Below are 17,618 nucleotides of genomic sequence, written 5' to 3' on the forward strand. Positions count from 1 at the left end.
CTCCTCTTCAAACGCAATATGAGAACGGCAGTGCTAATATTTTAGGTAAAATTAATAATACGACAAATTTGTTCAAATTCCTGCTGAAATCTTTAAAATTCCTTAAAAAATATATTAAATCTACCGTTTTCTGTTGAAAGCGCTTAAATTAAAGCGTTTTCATGCATTGAGGATCATGCTTTGTCGTTTAAATAGTTGTGTAGTGCCTCCTGCCATGGTCTTAGATCGGTTAGTCCATTCCGCTTAATCATCGCATGGGACATTACAGAATACGCCGGACGGGCTGCCGGGCGAGGAAACGCTGAGGTCGCGCATGGGACAAGCTTCACCGCATGCATGCCGCTCTCATTGAGAATCTCCTGGGCAAAATCATACCACGAGCATATGCCTTGATTGGAAGCATGATAGATGCCGTAATGCTCCGATTGTACAAGCTCAACTAGAAAACGTGCTAGATCAAGCGTATACGTCGGCGAGCCGATCTGATCGCTAACCACTTGAAGCTCGCTGCGTTCGCCGGCAAGCTTTACTATCGTACGAACGAAATTATTGCCGTATCTTCCGAAAACCCAAGATGTGCGCACAATGAAGAAGCGGTCCAGAATCTCCTGTACCGCCTGCTCACCTGCCAGCTTGGACTTTCCATAGACAGTCTGAGGATGAACGGGATCATGCTCTTCGTATGGCTCACTCGCTTTTCCGTCAAAAACATAATCCGTGCTAATGTAGCAAAGCTTGGCACCGCAAGCAACAGCTGCAAGTGCGATGTTGCGCGTTCCCTCCTGGTTCACAAGGAAGGCTGCATCCGACTCGGATTCCGCCTTATCGACGGCCGTATACGCAGCGCAGTGAATGACTGCATCCGGCGCATAGGCAGCTAACACCTGCCGGCACTGCTCGGCGTTCGTAATATCCAGTTGATCACGTCCCGCTCCGAAGATCTGGATGTGGGGCGGGAGTTCGAGCCGTATGAGCTCCATTCCAAGCTGACCGCCAGCACCGGTTACGAATAGCTTCATCAAGAACGTCCCCCTCGGTATGCGCCTGTACGCACATTATCCAGCCACTCTGTATGGTTCAAATACCATTCGATTGTCAATTTGATCCCTGACTCGTAATCGTACATCGGCGTCCAGCCAAGCTCTTCCCGGATCTTCGATGCATCGATGGCATATCTGCGGTCGTGGCCCAGACGGTCCTGCACGTACGTAATGAGCGATTCCGACCTGCCAAGCTCGGTAACAATTCGGCGAACCACTTCTATATTTGTCCGCTCATTCGTGCCCCCAACATTGTAGATTGCACCCGGAGCGCCGCGGTGCAGCACAAGATCAATAGCGCGGCAGTGGTCTTCGACATAGAGCCAATCGCGCACATTGAGACCGTCCCCATAGACGGGCAGCGGCTTATCTTCAAGGGTATTCTGAATCATGAGCGGAATGAGCTTCTCCGGAAACTGATAAGGCCCGTAGTTGTTGGAGCAGCGGGTAATATTCGCGTTCATGCCATAGGTTTCGTAATAGGCGCGGACGAGCATATCCGCCCCTGCTTTGCTTGCGGAGTAAGGGCTATTCGGCGCAAGCGGCGTTAATTCGGTGAATAATCCGGTAGCGCCGAGCGTGCCGTACACCTCATCCGTGGACACCTGCACGAACTTCGCTACGCCATATTGTTTCGATAGATCAAGAAGTGTTTGAGTCCCGAGCACATTCGTCCGCACGAAAATATCCGGCTGCACGATGCTGCGATCTACATGCGATTCCGCCGCGAAGTTAATGACCGCATCTACGCTTTCCGCTGCGAACAACGGCTCAAGCGCTGTACGGTCAGCGATATCTGCTTGAACGAACCGATAGCTTGGGTGATTCTCCACCTTGCGCAGATTGTGTGGATTGCCAGCATAGGTGAGCGCATCGACGTTGATGATTGCATATTCGGGGTGATTCTGCGCCATATAGTGAATAAAGTTGCTGCCGATGAAGCCCGATCCGCCTGTTACGATGATGTTCATCGTTGCTCACCCTCGAATATAAAGTTCGTCTCTGCGCGCAGCAAGACTGGATGTCCCGCATCTTTACTGGACAGAATAGGTTTAGCTGTTGGCCAATCGATCGCAAGCGCCGGATCATCCCAAGCAATGCCGCGGTCATGCTCTGCCGAATAAAACTGGTCGACCTTGTACTGCACTTCACAGTTCGGTACGAGCGTGCAGAAGCCATGCGCGAACCCTTGTGGAACGAGCAACTGACGGAAGTTGGATGCTGATAAAATGAATCCCCGCCACTCCCCATAAGTTGGAGAGCCTTGCCGAATATCGACGACCACATCATAGATTGCGCCGCTCGTACACCGAACGAGCTTCGTCTGCGCCATCGGCGCAAGCTGATAATGCAGGCCACGCAGCACGCCCGCCTCTACAGATAACGAATGGTTATCCTGCACGAAGAGATGGACGATCCCAAGCTCCTGCAGCTTCTGCTCGTTAAAGCTCTCCGAGAAGAAACCACGGTTATCGCCGTAAACCTCTGGTTCAATCAGCTTAACGCCCGGCAGAACAATACTCGTCACTTTCAACTCGCCACGCCTCCTCCTGATCTCTATTTTCGCGCTTCACACTTTCATATCCGCGCCAGTCCACCAACCTTCTAAACTAGTATATGTTCATGAAAATATTTTGATATAGGTATTGCTACCGTACGCTGGGACGCCAGGCTTTCTGCTGTTTGAATGCGTGCCATATGAGCTCGCCGCCAGCTGATAGATGATAGAGTCCATAGTTGTCCGTCTGCACGAGGTGAACCAAGAAGGCTGCTAGCTCTTTATTCAATCCTTCGCTCTGCGTCAGCTGCGAATCGAGCTGTACAACATAAGCACGGTGCGCAAGAGGTCCGATCTCCTTCTCCGCATCGCTTGCTTCGCCTTGAATAACATAGACAAGTTTGGTGCCGAACTCATTGGCCGCAAGCGCTACATTGTGAATTGGCAATGCCTGCTCACAGTGAATAACCACGTCCGGCTGATAACGTTTCACAACGTGGCGACAATGCTCCAGATCGTTGACATCCATCCCGCTTCGGCTGAAGCCGAGAACTGCGATTCCAGGCTCGTTCGTACCGTAGACCAGCGTATAGCCGAGTTCCCCTTCCGCACCTGTAACAATAACACGTAACGCTCTTTCCTTCGTCGTCATACGCGCTCACCTTGCTTCCCATGATGTTACTTTATGTATATTCCGCAGGTGCCCATTTTGGTTCGATTCTGGGTTATTTTGTATGGGAAATGAAGGTTTGGATCATGCTAGAAGATGTTCTTCCGGCTGCTGGCATCGAAGCTACTTTACAAACATTTATGTTGATTTATGTGCCCGGAAGGAGCATAATGGAAAAGAAAAAACGATACATAATATAGGAGGTTTTTTAATCAATGGCACACCAATTGCCTGCATTGGCTTATGCAAACAATGCGCTTGAGCCGCATATCGATGAGACAACGATGATGATTCACCACGACCGTCATCATAACGCTTATGTAACGAACCTGAACGCTGCACTGGAGTCCGCTCCTGAGCTGCAAGACAAATCAATCGAAGATTTGATCGCTGATCTGAACAGCGTTCCCGAAGCAATCCGCACAGCTGTCCGCAACAACGGCGGCGGCCATGCAAACCACTCCTTGTTCTGGGAAACAATCGGACCAAACGCTGGCGGCGAGCCTACTGGCGCTTTGGCTGATGCAATTGCTAGCGAGCTGGGCGGCCTTGATCAGTTCAAAGCTGACTTCGCGAAAGCAGCAACAACTCGTTTCGGCAGCGGCTGGGCGTTCCTTGCACTGAGCAAAGACGGCAAGCTGAAAGTGTACAGCCTTCCGAACCAAGACAGCCCGATCATGGAAGGCGAAACGCCGCTTCTTGGTCTGGACGTATGGGAGCACGCTTACTACCTGAAATACCAAAACAAACGCCCTGACTACATTGCAGCGTTCTGGAACGTTGTAAACTGGTCAGAAGTTGGCAAACGCTACGAAGCTTCGAAGTAATTCGTTCGCTTCTGCTGAAGACCTCTGCGCTTAGTGCGCGGAGGTCTTTTTTTGTATATATAAGTGTTTATGTCCAAATACCTAACATGCCATCAAGAAAAACACTTTTTTTTAACAAAATCCAACTTTTTTCCTAGACCTCATGTTATAATCCCTTCCATGATATCCAAGAAGAGAGAGAAGGGGTACTTGATGTTCGATTGGTTGGGGTTTCGCAAAGGACTGCCGTTATGGTGGTCGTACAAGCTCAATGCTGCGATGAAAGAGGATGTTGCGGACATTTTCGAAGGCATCGCAGAAACAAGGATGGACATCCTTCAGGCATGGGCAGCAGAATACTGGGATCATCTTGACCGTTTACTTCATCAAATGTCCCTCAAGCAGCCCATTGATGCTGTTATAGCCTCGAGCGCAACTGCCTCTTGGGAGGGTTTGTTTGCCGGAACCCGGGCGAGAGCCTCGGATTTCTCCGAACTCTTCCTGCTTGATGATAAGAACCGCGTTATTTACTCAACGGAGCCGCGGCATGTCGGAGAGCTTTATGGGGCTGGAAGTGTGCTGGCACCTGGATTAACGTATTCGCAAGACCAACCGTCTGGCGGCCGTAAATGTTTGTTTGGGCCTTATGCCGATACTTGGACGCTTACAATCGGACCGAGCTCATCTTCTTTTCATGATAAAATGACGCTTCTGTTTATTTCCCCGATTATGCATGACGGCAAATGGCAGGGCGCTTTGTGCGGCCGGGTACCGAACGATGTTATCGGCGATCTCATTCAGCGGGAATCCGGCCATGTCTATCCCGATTCCGGTGACAACTATCTGTTTATGGCTCGCCCCGCGCTTGCCACGCACATCGCGCCGGGCACCGCCTTGTCACGCAGCCGTTTCGAAGACCGGACCTTTACGCATGGCGACAATTTGAAGGACGGCGTATCCACGGACTTTGGTACCGTATCCGTTAAGGAGCATACAGAGCTTGAGCTTATCTTCACCGATCCCGCTACAAGGCAGCTTCATCCCGGCGTTGCGAACACCATTCGAAACGGCTCCAATCTGTTCGTCCAATTTCCCGGCTATTCGGATTACCGGCATATTCCCGTCATTGGTAAAGGCGTCACCTTCCAGCTTCCGCACAGTCCCGATCTGTGGGGGATGATGTGCGAAGGGGACTTGGAGGAAGTCTACCGCATCCGCAGCATCCGGTATACGCAGTTCAAGCTGGTGACGGGATGGCTCGCCTGCCTCGGCATCCTTAGCGCTATACTCGCTTACTATCTCTTCACCATCGTTGCCCCTGTTGTCGGTTCATTTATCATTGGCGGCTTCAGCTTCTTATTTGGCCTTGCCATGATGCGTGCACTTGATCATAAAGGGAACAAAGTGACGGTTCGTCAAATGCACAGATTGAATCAATTTATTCGCATTAATGCCGAAGGCAAGGGCGACCTCACCCAGCGCCTAGATACGAGCACTTTTCCAAACAACGAAACGCGCGAGCTTGCTAAATGGATTAACAATATGATCGACTCGATCGAAGGCATCATGCTTCAGGTGAAGCTTGCTTCCAGCGACGTGTTGACCAACCAACGCACGCTGCTCGAGACAACCGGAGCGACAGCTGGCACGACCGAGCGGGTCAGCAGCCGAGTCAGCGATATGATCCTCAGCATTCGAAGCCAGTTGAAGGATATAGACATCGCCAAGGATGTCGCAGGCGAGATGCGTGAGACACTTCGCATGTTAGAGCACAAGGCATCTGCCAATATCAATGTCGCACAAGACGAGCTTGTTCGGATCGGCGACAAAATGGGGCAGATTGCAGCGCACGTTGCGGAAACGAACCAATCTGTCGAAGCATTCATGGTAACTACAAATGAAATTCGCAATGTGCTGCATGTCATTGAGGAAATATCATCACGTACGCAGCTGCTGGCGCTTAACGCCTCCATTGAAGCTGCGCGGGTCGGTGAGCAAGGTAAAGGCTTTGCCGTTGTCGCGGCTGAAATCCGCAAATTGGCCGACCATACTAAGCAGTCAACGGAACAGGTGCACGATATTGTCCACCACATCTATGTCAACGCTAAACAAGCTACAGAGACGATGGCTGAAGGCACAAAAGTCGTAACGGAAGGAACCCTCCTCGTCGCAGCTGCCTCCGAGCTCTTAAGCAGCAGCCAAGATAATGACACTTTAAAATTGCAAATCATCGACGAGGTGGTCGTCATTATGGAGAAGATCGCGGAGGTGAGCAAGCAGAACCGCATCATTTCAACCGAGGTGGAAAGCAATGTGCAGGATCTGCTCGGCGACTTCGTAAACGTTCGCCACACCTCCAATCATGTTGAAGCCATTACGGCGTTCCTCCAACAACTTGTAGGACAGTTCCAGCTTAGCGATGCACGCAAGCGGTGATAAAGAATAGACCTCGCGATCCTAGTTAATGATCGCTGAGGTCTTTTTTTATTTGCTGTCTAAAGCGTTCAGCAGCTCTTGATTGAACTTCTCGCGCTCGTCGTAGAAGAGGCCGTGCCCGCTCTCCTCGAATGGAACGAGCTTGGAGCCTTGAATGCCTTTGTTCATTTGCTCTGCCAGTGCGTAAGGAGCGATAGCATCCAGCTTGCCGTGAAGAATCGTTGTGGGGAGCAGCACTTTGGGAAGATCATCGCGCAAATCCTCATCACGCAGCGATTCGAGCCCTTTTATCGTTCCATAGGAAGAAGCATCGAAGCTAAGCCCGTTAAACCAGGTGCGGAATGGATCGCTGATCGGCTTCGCGAAGAAGGTCACGCCGAAATCCGCTACTGTCTTAGGCCGATCGATGTACAGTCCGGCGATGGTCGTATTCAATTGCTCCACAGGCGTCCCGTACGGGAAGTCCAGCCGCTGTGTAAACACCGGTGCCGCCGCCGCTGCGAGCACGAGTCCGCATAGCCTTCTCCCGCAGTGCCGGGCGGCGTATCGGATCGCCAGCGCGCCGCCCATCGAGAAACCAACGAGGGTCGCGCGCAGCAAGCCGAGCGAATCTGCCACGAGGGCGATGTCGTCAGCCATCTGATTGTAGTCATAGCCGCTCCAAGGTGCATCCGACCTGCCATAGCCGCGCAGATCAATGCCGATGCAGCGGTAACCGTACTTCGGCAGCACATTGTACTGATACTCGAACATCTTGTGGTTGACGGGCCAACCGTGGACAAATATGACCGGTTTTCCTGCTCCGATATCCTCGACATACAGCTTTACGCCCTTCTCCACTTCCACATAGTGCCCCATTTTATTCAACCACCTTTCTCCCATTTAATATGTATACAGCGCAGCTGGAAGATAGTATAGAGGTTTCGAATAAGACACCGGATAGGCTATTGCCGCATACACTACACCGAGATATTCACCTATCCTTGCTTGTGGAAAAGGAGATCGAATCATGACGAGTTATACGTATATCCCTGGTGCTCCAGAAGGTTACGTCAATCCATATCGAGATTGCGGATGCGGTGGTCCGCGTATGTTCCCAGGCTTGCCAGGCGGCGGCATGGGCATGCCGGGCGGTCCCGGCGGTATGCCAGGCGGACCTGGCGGATTCCCTGGTGGACCGGGTGGTCCAGGAGGCCCTGGCGGTCCAGGATTCCCTGGTATGCCGGGTGGTCCAGGATTCCCTGGTATGCCTGGTGGACCAGGCGGATTCCCTGGTGGACCGGGTGGTCCAGGAGGCCCTGGTATGCCGGGTGGTCCAGGATTCCCTGGTATGCCGGGTGGTCCAGGCGGATTCCCTGGTGGACCTGGTGGTCCAGGAGGCCCTGGCGGTCCAGGATTCCCTGGTATGCCGGGTGGACCCGGTGGATTCCCTGGTGGACCTGGTGGTCCAGGATTCCCTGGTATGCCGGGTGGTCCCGGTGGATTCCCTGGTGGTCCCGGCGGATTCCCTGGTGGTCCCGGCGGTCCCGGCGGATTCCCGCCACCACCTTTCCCAGGTCCCGGCGGTCCTGGCGGATTCCCGCCTCCACCTTTCCCAGGTCCCGGCCCGTTCCCGCCTGGACCGTTCCCGATACCCATTCCAATTCCAATTCCAATCCCATTCCCGCCAGGCCCTGGACCTTTCCCACCTGGACCGTTCCCTGGCTTCGTAACGGTCTTCATCAACGGCGGACGTTTCTTCCCGTGGATTACGAACTCATACCGCGTAAGACACTTCCCGGGCATGAACATCGCACAAGCGCTTAGCTCGACTGGCGTCGTTCGCATCAACAATAACGGACGTATCGTCTCCGTGAATGGCGTCGTCATTACCGGCAGCGTAGATACCATTCTTCGCCTCAACGGACGCCGCATTCCGGAATCGCTGTTGTACTTCCCCGTTCAATCCGGTGAGAGCGTAGGACTTGAGCTTTTCGTAGGTCCTATTGGCACACCGCGCAATGACGATGACAGCTTCCAGCCATACCCGGAAGTCATCGAGAACAACCTCGAAGCGCTTCAGCGCTTGGAAGAGACGGAGCAACAAGGCTAACGCACTCCACGCTCATAAATAAGAATCGCCCGCAATCCAAGGTGGACTGCGGGCGATTCTCTATTCCATTAAGCTGCGCACCTTCCGCTCGAAGTCCTGCATGGAGAACGGCTTCGTTATGAAGTGGTCCGCGCCAAGCGCCAAGCTTTCTTTTGCCGTATCAGATAGATCGTGACCAGTTGCGAACATAATCTTGGTGCTTGCAGGCCGCGAGCCTTCATCCTTCATCCGCTTTAGCACCTGAAGGCCGCTCATCACCGGCATAATGCAATCCAATATGCACAGATCCGCGCTCTCGCTCATCAGCATGTGGTAAGCCATCTCGCCATTATGTGCTTCCAGTGTTTGGTAGCCAGCGCTGTTCAAATTGTCGACCATAATCATCCGAAGCACGCGGTCATCTTCAGCGACGATAACCTTCTTTACTGATTCGGAGCTAGCTGCCGTCTGATCGGTACGAAGCTTGCTTGAAATTTTGTACATGCGGTTACGACCCAGATGCTTCGCTTTATATAGCGCATAGTCCGCCCGCTGAATCCACTGCTCCACGGTTAGCCCAGACCGCCACTGTGAAATACCGGCCGAGAACGTAATGGAGAAGCTCCGTTCTCCGGTTGTCACAATGGGCGTACTCTGCACCTTGTTCAGGATAGCGCCGATCGCCTTGTAGGCATCCGAGTCAGTCGTATTCGGCATAATTACGACGAACTCCTCGCCGCCCCACCGCGCCACAATATCGGAGCTGCGCAGGCTTTTCTGAAGAAGCTGGCCAAAATGCTGCAGCACAAGATCGCCGATCTGATGCCCGTAGGTATCGTTCACGTTCTTAAAATGATCCACATCAAGCAGCGCAATCGAGATGTTCGCCGGCTTCCGGGTCATCCGGTTCAGCTCCACTTCAACCTGGCAGTCGAAGAAACGGCGGTTGTACAAGCCTGTGAGAGGATCACGGAACGCAACCATCTCATACTCCCGATTGCGCTCCAATATTCTCCGAATACGTGCACTGAGCTCTTCATAATCGAACGGCTTGCTGACATAATCATCAGCGCCCATATCGAGACAGCGAACCTTATCTTCTGTATCGTTGATGCCGGACAACACAATCATCGGCACCAACCGAGTCGCCCGGTCGTTCTTGAGCAAATGCAGAATTTCGTAACCGCTTTGCGGGTACATCATCAGATCGAGCGTAATCAGATGATAGCTGCCGCCTCGCAGCAGTGTCATCGCTTCTTGCACGTTCGTTGCCGCATCGACCAGGTAATCTTCGAGTTCAAGCCGGCCTGCCAAATAATTACGAAGTCCAGCATCGTCATCAATGATTAGAATCCTGCTCGCCCCAGGCGGTTCTGTATGCGCGCCTTGCCCTTCGATCGGCACAGGTGACGCCTCCTGCTGAAGTGAAGCAATGACGATCGCGGATGCATCGATCTCCGCTTCCAACGCGCAAAGCAGCGGCATCGACGCAAGCGTACTCCCCCGATACAGCTGCACAATGTAGGCATCGTCATATTCCGCCAGAACCGCCGTCAGCGAGACTCTCCTCGCCCAATGCCAACTCGAGAGCATTTGCTGCGCGATATCTCCGATCCGCTTGAACCCGATTGTCGGCGCGCTCCCTTTTATCGAATGTACAATGCGGTAGACTTCAGCGGCATTGTCCAATGACATGTTTAAATCAGCAACTGCGCACAATTGCTGCAGCTGATGAAGCTTACTAAACAACTCTTCTGTATACAGCTTCTTGCTGTGGTTCATAAGACGGTCCTGTGACAACAGGTCCGTCTCGTCTCTGTCTCGCTGAATCATGGATTGTTCTCCTCGCTTGACTACAGTTGTTCATATGACAATGGTTAAATAATTCAAAGATTTACGAATATTTTATCAGTTTAGGCAAATAAAAAAAACCGGCTGAAGCAGCTTCAGCCGGAATATCCAACAATTTAATAATTTGTTAAGTTTCGTTTGCCCGCTTGACGAACAAACAAGCTTATTTTACTTCAATTGCAAATGGTACGATCAGAAGTTGGCCATGCCGTTTGAACTGCCCCCAAATCTTGTACAACCCCGGCTCTGGGAACGTCGCATGGAAATCCGCGTTCGGGCCCTTTCCCCGTTCATCCATCGCATGCACATGCACATAGTGCTCCGCGTCTGCATCCATAATGACCACATGACCGACTGCCCCTAGATAGGGCTGCAAATCGGTGACCGGCTTGCCGCTCATCTGATCGCGGAATGAGAAGGTTAACATCCCCGTTACTCCCGCTCGCGGCTCTTGATTAAAGGACAGGCTTACTTCCATCCCGCCTGCTGCACGAGTCAGCTCCTTGTCGGCTGTTAATACCGGTTCCGACTTCGGCTCGCTCCCCTTGCCTCGCGCAACCACCACCCAACTGCTCTGCGATTGCTGGCTGCCGTCTGCAGGCTTGAAATCAGCTACCAGCTTGTATGCGCCGGATGTTTGGAAATTAACTACCACTTCGAATACGCCTGCCGCCTTCGTTTCAACAGGGTGAAGATGCATAAACGACGACAGCCTCTTACTTACGATAATGAGATGAAGCTTCTTCTCATGGTTGATTTGAAGCTTCTGATCCGGTTCTCCGCTAGTGTCCGTAACAGCGATACGCAGCAGCGCCGGTTTGCCGGCTTGCGGCATCCCGCTTGGCCATGTCCATTTGGCAAAATCAGTGCGGTTCGGCCCTTTATCGGCTGGTTCCACCATATCCATGCCCATCTCGCTGTCGTGCTGGTGATGCATATCGGATGGCATAGCATCCATCGCTACCGCGGTCTGCGTTTGTACGACAGAAGAGCCTCTTCGGCAGCCTGTACCACTTATCAGCAGCAGAAGCGCCGCCGTAACCAATAACGCCGCCCTTGCTTTGTTCATCATGTATGTTATCCTCGCTTCCTCTGAACCTAACGACGCTTAAAGCGACTTCTTACTTGTTTTTCCAACTTGACCCGAATTATTCAGCTATCCAGTATTAGCGGCTCAAGTGCAGCTAGCGCTTAGGCACATGTTAAATTCTGAAAAAAGGGTTGACTTCCGACCTTATTTATAATAATTTTAATTTAGTAGTTATTATTAATAAAAAGGCATTGGCTTACATCGAAGGGAGTTGTTCACCCATGGAAGATATCGTAATTGTAGGTACAGGGCCAGCCGGACTTACGGCAGCCATCTATCTCGCTCGCGCCGGGTACAGCCCGCTCGTACTGGAAGGTCCGCAGCCAGGCGGCCAATTGACGACAACGACGGAGGTGGAGAACTTCCCCGGATTCCCGGACGGTGTGCTCGGCACCGACCTGATGGCGAACATGCGCCAGCAAGCGGAACGGTTCGGCGCTCGTTTTAGGACCGGCTGGGTGCAAACCGCCGATCTTTCGAAACGTCCGTTCAAGCTGACGATTGAGAACGGCAGTGAAATGTTTACACATTCGATGATTATTTCCACTGGCGCCTCGGCAAAATATATGGGTATCCCTGGTGAACGTGACAACATCGGGCGCGGGGTGAGCACATGTGCGACATGTGACGGATTTTTCTTCCGCGGGAAGAAGATTATCGTTGTCGGCGGCGGTGACTCAGCGATGGAAGAGGCTGTCTTCCTGACGCGATTCGCATCTGAGGTTAGGCTCGTGCATCGCCGCGAAGAGCTGCGTGCATCGAAGATTATGCAGGATCGGGCTCGCGCTAATGACTCGATCAAATGGAGCCTCGGCGTTACGCCGCTTGAAGTCGAAGCAGGCGAGCAAGGCTTACGCGGACTTCGTGTCCGTGACAACGCGACGGGCGAAGAATCGCTGCTCGAAGCGGACGGCGTATTCGTCGCTATCGGGCACACGCCGAACACTGGCTTTCTCGGCGGTCAAGTGACGACTGATGAACTCGGCTATATCGAGGTCCAGCCGGGCACTTCGCTCACGAACATTCCTGGCGTGTATGCTTGCGGCGACGTACAGGATCATCGTTACCGCCAAGCGATTACAGCGGCCGGCAGCGGCTGTATGGCAGCGCTCGACTGTGAGCATGAGCTCGAAGCGCATAAAGCAGGTCAACTTAAGGAACAAGTTGAAGTTTAAACGAAGCGATATAAAATCTTAATTACGAAGGAGCTATTCATCATGACGACAAAACTGCAAACGATTCTAAACAAACAAATTGCGACTTGGAGCGTTCTCTATGTTAAACTGCACAATTTCCACTGGTATGTAAAAGGCAACCAGTTCTTCACCCTGCATGTGAAGTTTCAGGAGCTGTATGAGGAAGCAACGCTGCATGTCGACGAAATCGCAGAGCGTCTGCTTGCAATCGGCGGTCAGCCGGTAGCTACGATGTCTGAATATATCGAGCTCTCGACCGTGAAGGAAGCGTCCGGCAAAGAGTCCGCAGTCGAGATGGTCGACTCCGTCATCGCTGACTTTGCCGCAATCGTAGCCGAGTTGAAAGAAGGTATGGAGGAAGCGGCATCGAGCGGCGACGAAACGTCCGGCGACATGCTGCTCGCCATCCACAGCGCGCTCGAGAAGCATATTTGGATGCTGAAGGCGTTTAACGGACGGTAAATATAGCGACTATAACGGCAAAGAGCCGCCCGGTGGGCGGCTCTTTCATTTTTGATCAGCTGATTTACGATGAACGGCATGGTACAATTTTGAGCGTATCCTCTATATTATTCGTTAAAAAATGGACCTTTCTTCAATTCTTCAATTTGCATTCAGAATCCCGTAAGATACCTTATTTACCATTTATCACTAGTTTGATGTATAAACAATAGATTTGTCGATAAATTTCATGCCGGTTCTTACCGTTAAAGCACAAAAAAAGAGCCGTCCCACATAAAAGTGGCATCGACTCTTGCAAAATAAACACTACATAACTATTTCTTCTTATTCGCTGCAATCTGCTCGTCGAGCTCATTCAAGAACGTCCAACGCTCCATCAGATGCTCCAGCTTCGCTTCCAGCTCCTGCTGTTCGTTCAACAGCTCCTGCAGCGTAGCGGAATCGCTGCTCGACACTTCCATCTTCGACTGCACAGCTGCAAGCGCAGCTTCTGCCTTCTCAATGTCGGCATCTATCGTTTCGAATTCCTTTTGCTCTTTGTAACTCATCTTTGTTGGGCCTACCGGCTCCTTCACCGGCGCAGACGCGGAATCATCCACTCCAGCACCGCCTGCAGACTCAGCGGCCTTGCCACTCTTGCCGCCAGCAGCGGAACCTGCCGCCGCCCCAGCCTGCGAGCGCACCCCATGCGCTTCCGCATAGGTCTGATAATCCGAGAAATTGCCGACATGCTGCTCGATTACGCCGTCGCCTTCAAAAGCTAAAATCCGATCGACCGTCCGATCCAGGAAATACCGGTCATGGGATACTGTGAACACGACGCCAGGGAAGTCGTCTAGATAATCTTCAAGCACCGTCAGCGTCGTAATGTCGAGATCGTTCGTCGGCTCATCGAGGAGCAGGACGTTCGGCGCTTCCATCAGCACGCGCAGCAGCTGTAGCCTGCGCTTCTCGCCGCCGGACAACTTCGCAATCGGCGTCCACTGCTGCGCCGGCGGGAACAAGAACCGCTCCAGCATTTGTGCTGCCGTCACAGACGTACCGTCGCCAGTCATCACCCGCTCTGCGCTCTCCTTGATAAAATCAATGACGCGCATCGACTCATCCATCTCCTCGCGCTCCTGCGAGAACACGCCGAGCTTCACCGTCGGCCCAAGACGAACCTCGCCTGCATCCGGCTCAAACTTGCCGGAGATGAGCTTAAGCAGCGTCGACTTGCCGAGGCCATTGCGTCCGACGATACCGACGCGGTCCTCCGGCACCGCGATATAGCTGAAATCTCGAATGACCGTTCGACCTTCGAACGACTTGGTCATGCCTTCGATTTCAACGATCTTCTTCCCAAGGCGTGTCGAAGCTACGGACACCTCAAGCTTGCCGAGTGCTTTCTCCGGCGCTGCCGCACCTAAAGCCTCAAAACGCTGAATCCGCGCTTGCTGCTTCGTCGTGCGCGCCTTCGCCCCGCGGCGCATCCAAGCGAGCTCATTACGCAGCAGGTTTTGCCGTTTCGATTCCGATGCCGCTTCCCGCTCCTCGCGGTCCAGCTTCAGCTCCAGAAACTGGCTGTAATTCGCCGAGTAGAAATGCGCCCGTCCGCGATCCAGCTCCAATGTCCGGTTGCTGACACGATCAAGGAAATACCGATCATGCGTAATCATCAGAAGCGCGCCTTTGCGCTTCTGCAGCATCCCTTCAAGCCATGCGACCGACTCGTTGTCGATATGGTTTGTCGGCTCATCAAGCAGCAGCACATCTGCTGGCTGAATGAGAGCCGCCGCCATCGCCACACGCTTACGCTGGCCCCCTGACAGTACGCCGAGCTTCGCATCGAAGCTTGTAATACCGAGCTTTGACAGTGCGATCTTAGCCTCACTCTCAATGCCCCATGCATCCAGCTCAGCCATTCGCTGATTCGCACGAACGAGCTTCTCCTGCAATTCCTCATCGCCAGGCTTCAGTTCAAGCGCCTGAAGCGCCGCTTCATAAGCGCGGATCGCAACCATCTGCGGCGAGTCGCCGCCAAGCACATGCGCAAGCACCGTCTGCTCCGGATCAAACTGCGGGTCCTGTGACAGCATGCGCACCGTCACGCCTCCAGCAACAAGAATAGAGCCCGAATCAGGGGGCTCTAAACCTGCAACGACATTAAGAAACGTCGACTTACCGGTGCCGTTGACTCCGATAATACCGATTTTGTCGCCCATCTCAACGCCGAACGACACGTCTTGAAACAATATTTTCTCGCCATAGTTCTTCGAAATATGATCAACCGTTAATACGTGCATCGCTATTCATTCCCGCCTAACGTTAGTAAATCTCAAAACCGTGAGAGCTGCCCATCCACCGTGGACGAGCACCCTCGCATAATTTTGTCCTCTACTCACTTTAAACGATTGGCTAAGCTTCAATCAAATCTTTCTTTACAACTTCCTTTAGCGCTTCCTCGGCTTTGATCGCAATTGCAGCCATCGTCTGCACCGCTTCAACCGGATACGCCCCCGAAGCAGTCTCTCCAGAGAGCATTACTGCATCTGAACCGTCCCATACCGCATTCGCTACATCGCAAGCTTCAGCACGCGTCGGGCGCGGGTTGATCTGCATGGACTCAAGCATTTGCGTTGCTGTAATAACGAATTTACCAGCACGGTTACAAGCCGCAATCATGCGCTTCTGTGCGAACGGTACGTCTTCGATCGGGATTTCAACACCAAGATCACCACGTGCGACCATAATGCCGTCGGAAACCTCGATAATCGCATGCAGCTCGTCGAGTCCCTCTTGATTCTCGATCTTCGAGTGCACTTTAATATGGCTAGCGCCTTGCTCTGCCAGCATGCGCTTTACTTCCAATACGTCCTCCGCGCGGCGGACGAACGACATCGCAATAATATCCACGCCAGTCTCAATGCCGAAAGCAATATGCAGCTTATCCTTCTCCGTCACGCCTGGCAAGCTAGTACGAATGCCCGGCAGGTTAACGCCCTTACGCGACTTAATGATGCCGCCGTTCTGAATGACGCACACCACTTCCGTTCCTTCGATGCGAACGACCTTCAATTCAATAAGGCCATCGTCGATCATAATACGCGAGCCTACCGAGACGTCCTTCGCGAGATCATACGATACCGAGATACGTGTCGCATTGCCGACGATTTGTTCCGTTGTCAATGTCAAAAACTCTCCGCTTTGCAGCATATAGGATGGCTCCTGCAGGAGCCCTGTACGAATTTCCGGTCCTTTGATATCGAGCAAGATCGATACGGGTACATTCAGCTGGCGCGCAGCTTCACGCACAATCAGAATACGCTCGCGGTGATCATCTAATTCTCCGTGCGCCAAGTTAAGACGAGCGATGTTCATGCCTGCTTTCAGCATGCCTTCCAGTTTCTCAGCGGCCATACAAGCGGGTCCCATTGTACACACAATCGCTGTTTTTTTCATGTCGCTCACTCCTGTCCAAGTTCAATCCGTTTCTTTCATTTTAAAAGAACGATTGCACAAGTGCGATGCACTATAGTACAGTAGCTGTAAAATAGTACACTAATCGACAAAAAGCGAGTGTTGTCCTTATGTTCCATATCTTCGATATTAGGCAGGAGCGCGGGGTGCTGCAAGAGGAGCGCCGGATGCTAGGCATCGATAGCTTTACACTCATCTGGATTCGTTTTGGTCAGACTAGCTTCACCTATGCTGGCCTTGATGTGAGCTGCCGCAAGAATGAGATATTACTCATCCCGGCAGGCGTTCCCGCCGCAGAGCTGCGCGGTTCAGGGAGCATCCGCGAGAGTGTTACCGTCCGCTTCAGTCCCGCCGACACCGCCACGACACAGCTGCTGCCCATTCTCTCAAGACGCGCGCCGCTGCGCTGGGTCACGCATATGCCGGAGCTGCTGATGGAGAAGCTACTCGGCATTGTAGAGCAATGGACCGCACGCGACCGATATTTCTCTGTCATGTGCGCCGCGCTGCTGACGGAGCTGATCGTCACGATTAGCCGCGAGTACGACGAGGGTGAGAAGGCTCCCTCCTCCATTCAGCATATCGAGCGAATGAAGCAATACGTCGAGAATCATTACCGCAGCAAAATCACCAAGAACGAGCTCGGCGCTTGCATCGGCGTCAGCCCGAACTACGCCGCAACGCTGTTCCGTAAAGTGACCGGCCTCACCATCAGTGACTATGTGCACCGCAAACGAATGAAGACTGCCCACTACATGCTCCGCCATTCCCGGCTGACGGTGCAGGATATTTCCGATCATCTCGGATACAGCGACCCTTCGTATTTCAATCGGATTTTCAAAAAAGTGGTCGGCCGGCTACCGTCCGATGTCATTATGGAGCGGTCACAGCTAGAGTAGTCAGAGGTAACAGAGTTCCATCAAACAAAAAAGAGACCCCCGCAGTAAACTGGTCCCTAAGTCAAGGACACTTGAAAAAAGAGAGTTAGGCAACCGACAAAAGATGATTCCTGTACTGCACAGGGGTCATCTTTTTTAAA

At 52.6% G+C, this 17,618-nt stretch carries 14 protein-coding genes and 1 pseudogene; 6 read left to right on the top strand and 9 right to left on the bottom strand.

Annotation, left to right across the window (positions count from 1 at the left end; translation table 11 throughout):
• Positions 1-173: 173 nt before the first annotated feature.
• The 4 genes from rfbD to BMY11_RS26155 all read right to left on the bottom strand — a co-directional run bounded on the left by rfbD (position 174) and on the right by BMY11_RS26155 (position 3,190).
• A complete protein-coding gene (rfbD, locus tag BMY11_RS26140; RefSeq protein WP_090582956.1) occupies positions 174-1,019 on the bottom strand; it encodes a dTDP-4-dehydrorhamnose reductase in 846 nt (281 codons plus the stop codon).
• Positions 1,019-2,011: a dTDP-glucose 4,6-dehydratase gene (rfbB, locus tag BMY11_RS26145; protein ID WP_090582958.1), complete on the bottom strand. Its 993-nt coding sequence runs from the start codon at positions 2,009-2,011 to the stop codon at positions 1,019-1,021. Before rfbB ends, rfbD begins: the two co-directional genes overlap by 1 nt.
• Positions 2,008-2,574, bottom strand: a complete 567-nt coding sequence (gene rfbC / locus BMY11_RS26150; protein ID WP_090582960.1) for a dTDP-4-dehydrorhamnose 3,5-epimerase — start codon at positions 2,572-2,574, stop codon at positions 2,008-2,010. Before rfbC ends, rfbB begins: the two co-directional genes overlap by 4 nt.
• A 115-nt stretch (positions 2,575-2,689) precedes the next feature.
• A complete protein-coding gene (locus BMY11_RS26155; protein WP_090582962.1) occupies positions 2,690-3,190 on the bottom strand; it encodes a sugar nucleotide-binding protein in 501 nt (166 codons plus the stop codon).
• A 233-nt stretch (positions 3,191-3,423) separates the two neighbouring features.
• Between BMY11_RS26155 and BMY11_RS26160 the strand changes: the two genes are divergently transcribed.
• Complete coding sequence (locus BMY11_RS26160; RefSeq protein ID WP_090582964.1) at positions 3,424-4,035, top strand: superoxide dismutase; 612 nt, start codon at positions 3,424-3,426, stop codon at positions 4,033-4,035.
• A 192-nt stretch (positions 4,036-4,227) separates the two neighbouring features.
• Positions 4,228-6,450, top strand: a complete 2,223-nt coding sequence (locus BMY11_RS26165; RefSeq protein WP_090582966.1) for a methyl-accepting chemotaxis protein — start codon at positions 4,228-4,230, stop codon at positions 6,448-6,450.
• A 48-nt stretch (positions 6,451-6,498) separates the two neighbouring features.
• Here BMY11_RS26165 and BMY11_RS26170 read toward each other — a convergent pair whose 3' ends face one another.
• Positions 6,499-7,308, bottom strand: a complete 810-nt coding sequence (locus tag BMY11_RS26170) for an alpha/beta fold hydrolase (protein WP_090582968.1) — start codon at positions 7,306-7,308, stop codon at positions 6,499-6,501.
• Positions 7,309-7,459: 151 nt separating this feature from the next.
• Between BMY11_RS26170 and BMY11_RS29040 the strand changes: the two genes are divergently transcribed.
• A complete protein-coding gene (locus BMY11_RS29040; protein WP_177182840.1) occupies positions 7,460-8,542 on the top strand; it encodes a hypothetical protein in 1,083 nt (360 codons plus the stop codon).
• Positions 8,543-8,602: 60 nt separating this feature from the next.
• Here BMY11_RS29040 and BMY11_RS26180 read toward each other — a convergent pair whose 3' ends face one another.
• Both BMY11_RS26180 and BMY11_RS26185 read right to left on the bottom strand, forming a co-directional pair.
• The gene (locus BMY11_RS26180) at positions 8,603-10,354 is read right to left on the bottom strand and encodes a diguanylate cyclase (protein ID WP_090582969.1); all 1,752 of its coding nucleotides are present in this window, start codon (positions 10,352-10,354) and stop codon (positions 8,603-8,605) included.
• Positions 10,355-10,535: 181 nt separating this feature from the next.
• Positions 10,536-11,444, bottom strand: coding sequence for a hypothetical protein (locus BMY11_RS26185; protein WP_090582971.1), 909 nt, complete (start codon positions 11,442-11,444; stop codon positions 10,536-10,538).
• 239 nt (positions 11,445-11,683) lie between these two features.
• Between BMY11_RS26185 and trxB the strand changes: the two genes are divergently transcribed.
• Together trxB and BMY11_RS26195 are read left to right on the top strand one after the other, a co-directional pair.
• Positions 11,684-12,637 (top strand): thioredoxin-disulfide reductase, encoded by a 954-nt coding sequence (gene trxB / locus BMY11_RS26190; protein ID WP_090582973.1) that lies wholly within the window; start codon positions 11,684-11,686, stop codon positions 12,635-12,637.
• Between the two features lie 42 nt (positions 12,638-12,679).
• Positions 12,680-13,120, top strand: a complete 441-nt coding sequence (locus BMY11_RS26195; RefSeq protein WP_090582975.1) for a Dps family protein — start codon at positions 12,680-12,682, stop codon at positions 13,118-13,120.
• Between the two features lie 314 nt (positions 13,121-13,434).
• Here BMY11_RS26195 and BMY11_RS26200 read toward each other — a convergent pair whose 3' ends face one another.
• A complete protein-coding gene (locus tag BMY11_RS26200) occupies positions 13,435-15,405 on the bottom strand; it encodes an ABC-F family ATP-binding cassette domain-containing protein (protein ID WP_090582977.1) in 1,971 nt (656 codons plus the stop codon).
• A gap of 130 nt (positions 15,406-15,535) precedes the next feature.
• Positions 15,536-16,561: pseudogene (gene pyk / locus BMY11_RS26205) on the bottom strand (pyruvate kinase); the annotation flags it as partial.
• Positions 16,562-16,689: 128 nt separating this feature from the next.
• On the opposite strand from pyk, the gene BMY11_RS26210 reads away from it, so the two are divergent.
• Positions 16,690-17,478 carry a helix-turn-helix transcriptional regulator gene (locus BMY11_RS26210; protein WP_090582981.1) on the top strand — a complete coding sequence of 263 codons (789 nt, stop codon included), beginning with the start codon at positions 16,690-16,692 and terminating at the stop codon, positions 17,476-17,478.
• Positions 17,479-17,618: the final 140 nt, after the last annotated feature.

This window comes from Paenibacillus sp. OV219, from assembly GCF_900110075.1.
Taxonomy (GTDB): Bacteria; Bacillota; Bacilli; order Paenibacillales; family Paenibacillaceae; genus Paenibacillus_Z.

Coding starts and splice junctions, on each gene's coding strand:
- rfbD (WP_090582956.1), bottom strand. CDS start 1,019: ATGAAGCTATTCGTAACCGGTGCTGGCGGTCAGCTTGGAATGGAGCTC.
- rfbB (WP_090582958.1), bottom strand. CDS start 2,011: ATGAACATCATCGTAACAGGCGGATCGGGCTTCATCGGCAGCAACTTT.
- BMY11_RS26155 (WP_090582962.1), bottom strand. CDS start 3,190: ATGACGACGAAGGAAAGAGCGTTACGTGTTATTGTTACAGGTGCGGAA.
- BMY11_RS26160 (WP_090582964.1), top strand. CDS start 3,424: ATGGCACACCAATTGCCTGCATTGGCTTATGCAAACAATGCGCTTGAG.
- BMY11_RS26165 (WP_090582966.1), top strand. CDS start 4,228: ATGTTCGATTGGTTGGGGTTTCGCAAAGGACTGCCGTTATGGTGGTCG.
- BMY11_RS26170 (WP_090582968.1), bottom strand. CDS start 7,308: ATGGGGCACTATGTGGAAGTGGAGAAGGGCGTAAAGCTGTATGTCGAG.
- BMY11_RS29040 (WP_177182840.1), top strand. CDS start 7,460: ATGACGAGTTATACGTATATCCCTGGTGCTCCAGAAGGTTACGTCAAT.
- BMY11_RS26180 (WP_090582969.1), bottom strand. CDS start 10,354: ATGATTCAGCGAGACAGAGACGAGACGGACCTGTTGTCACAGGACCGT.
- BMY11_RS26185 (WP_090582971.1), bottom strand. CDS start 11,444: ATGATGAACAAAGCAAGGGCGGCGTTATTGGTTACGGCGGCGCTTCTG.
- trxB (WP_090582973.1), top strand. CDS start 11,684: ATGGAAGATATCGTAATTGTAGGTACAGGGCCAGCCGGACTTACGGCA.
- BMY11_RS26195 (WP_090582975.1), top strand. CDS start 12,680: ATGACGACAAAACTGCAAACGATTCTAAACAAACAAATTGCGACTTGG.
- BMY11_RS26200 (WP_090582977.1), bottom strand. CDS start 15,405: ATGCACGTATTAACGGTTGATCATATTTCGAAGAACTATGGCGAGAAA.
- BMY11_RS26210 (WP_090582981.1), top strand. CDS start 16,690: ATGTTCCATATCTTCGATATTAGGCAGGAGCGCGGGGTGCTGCAAGAG.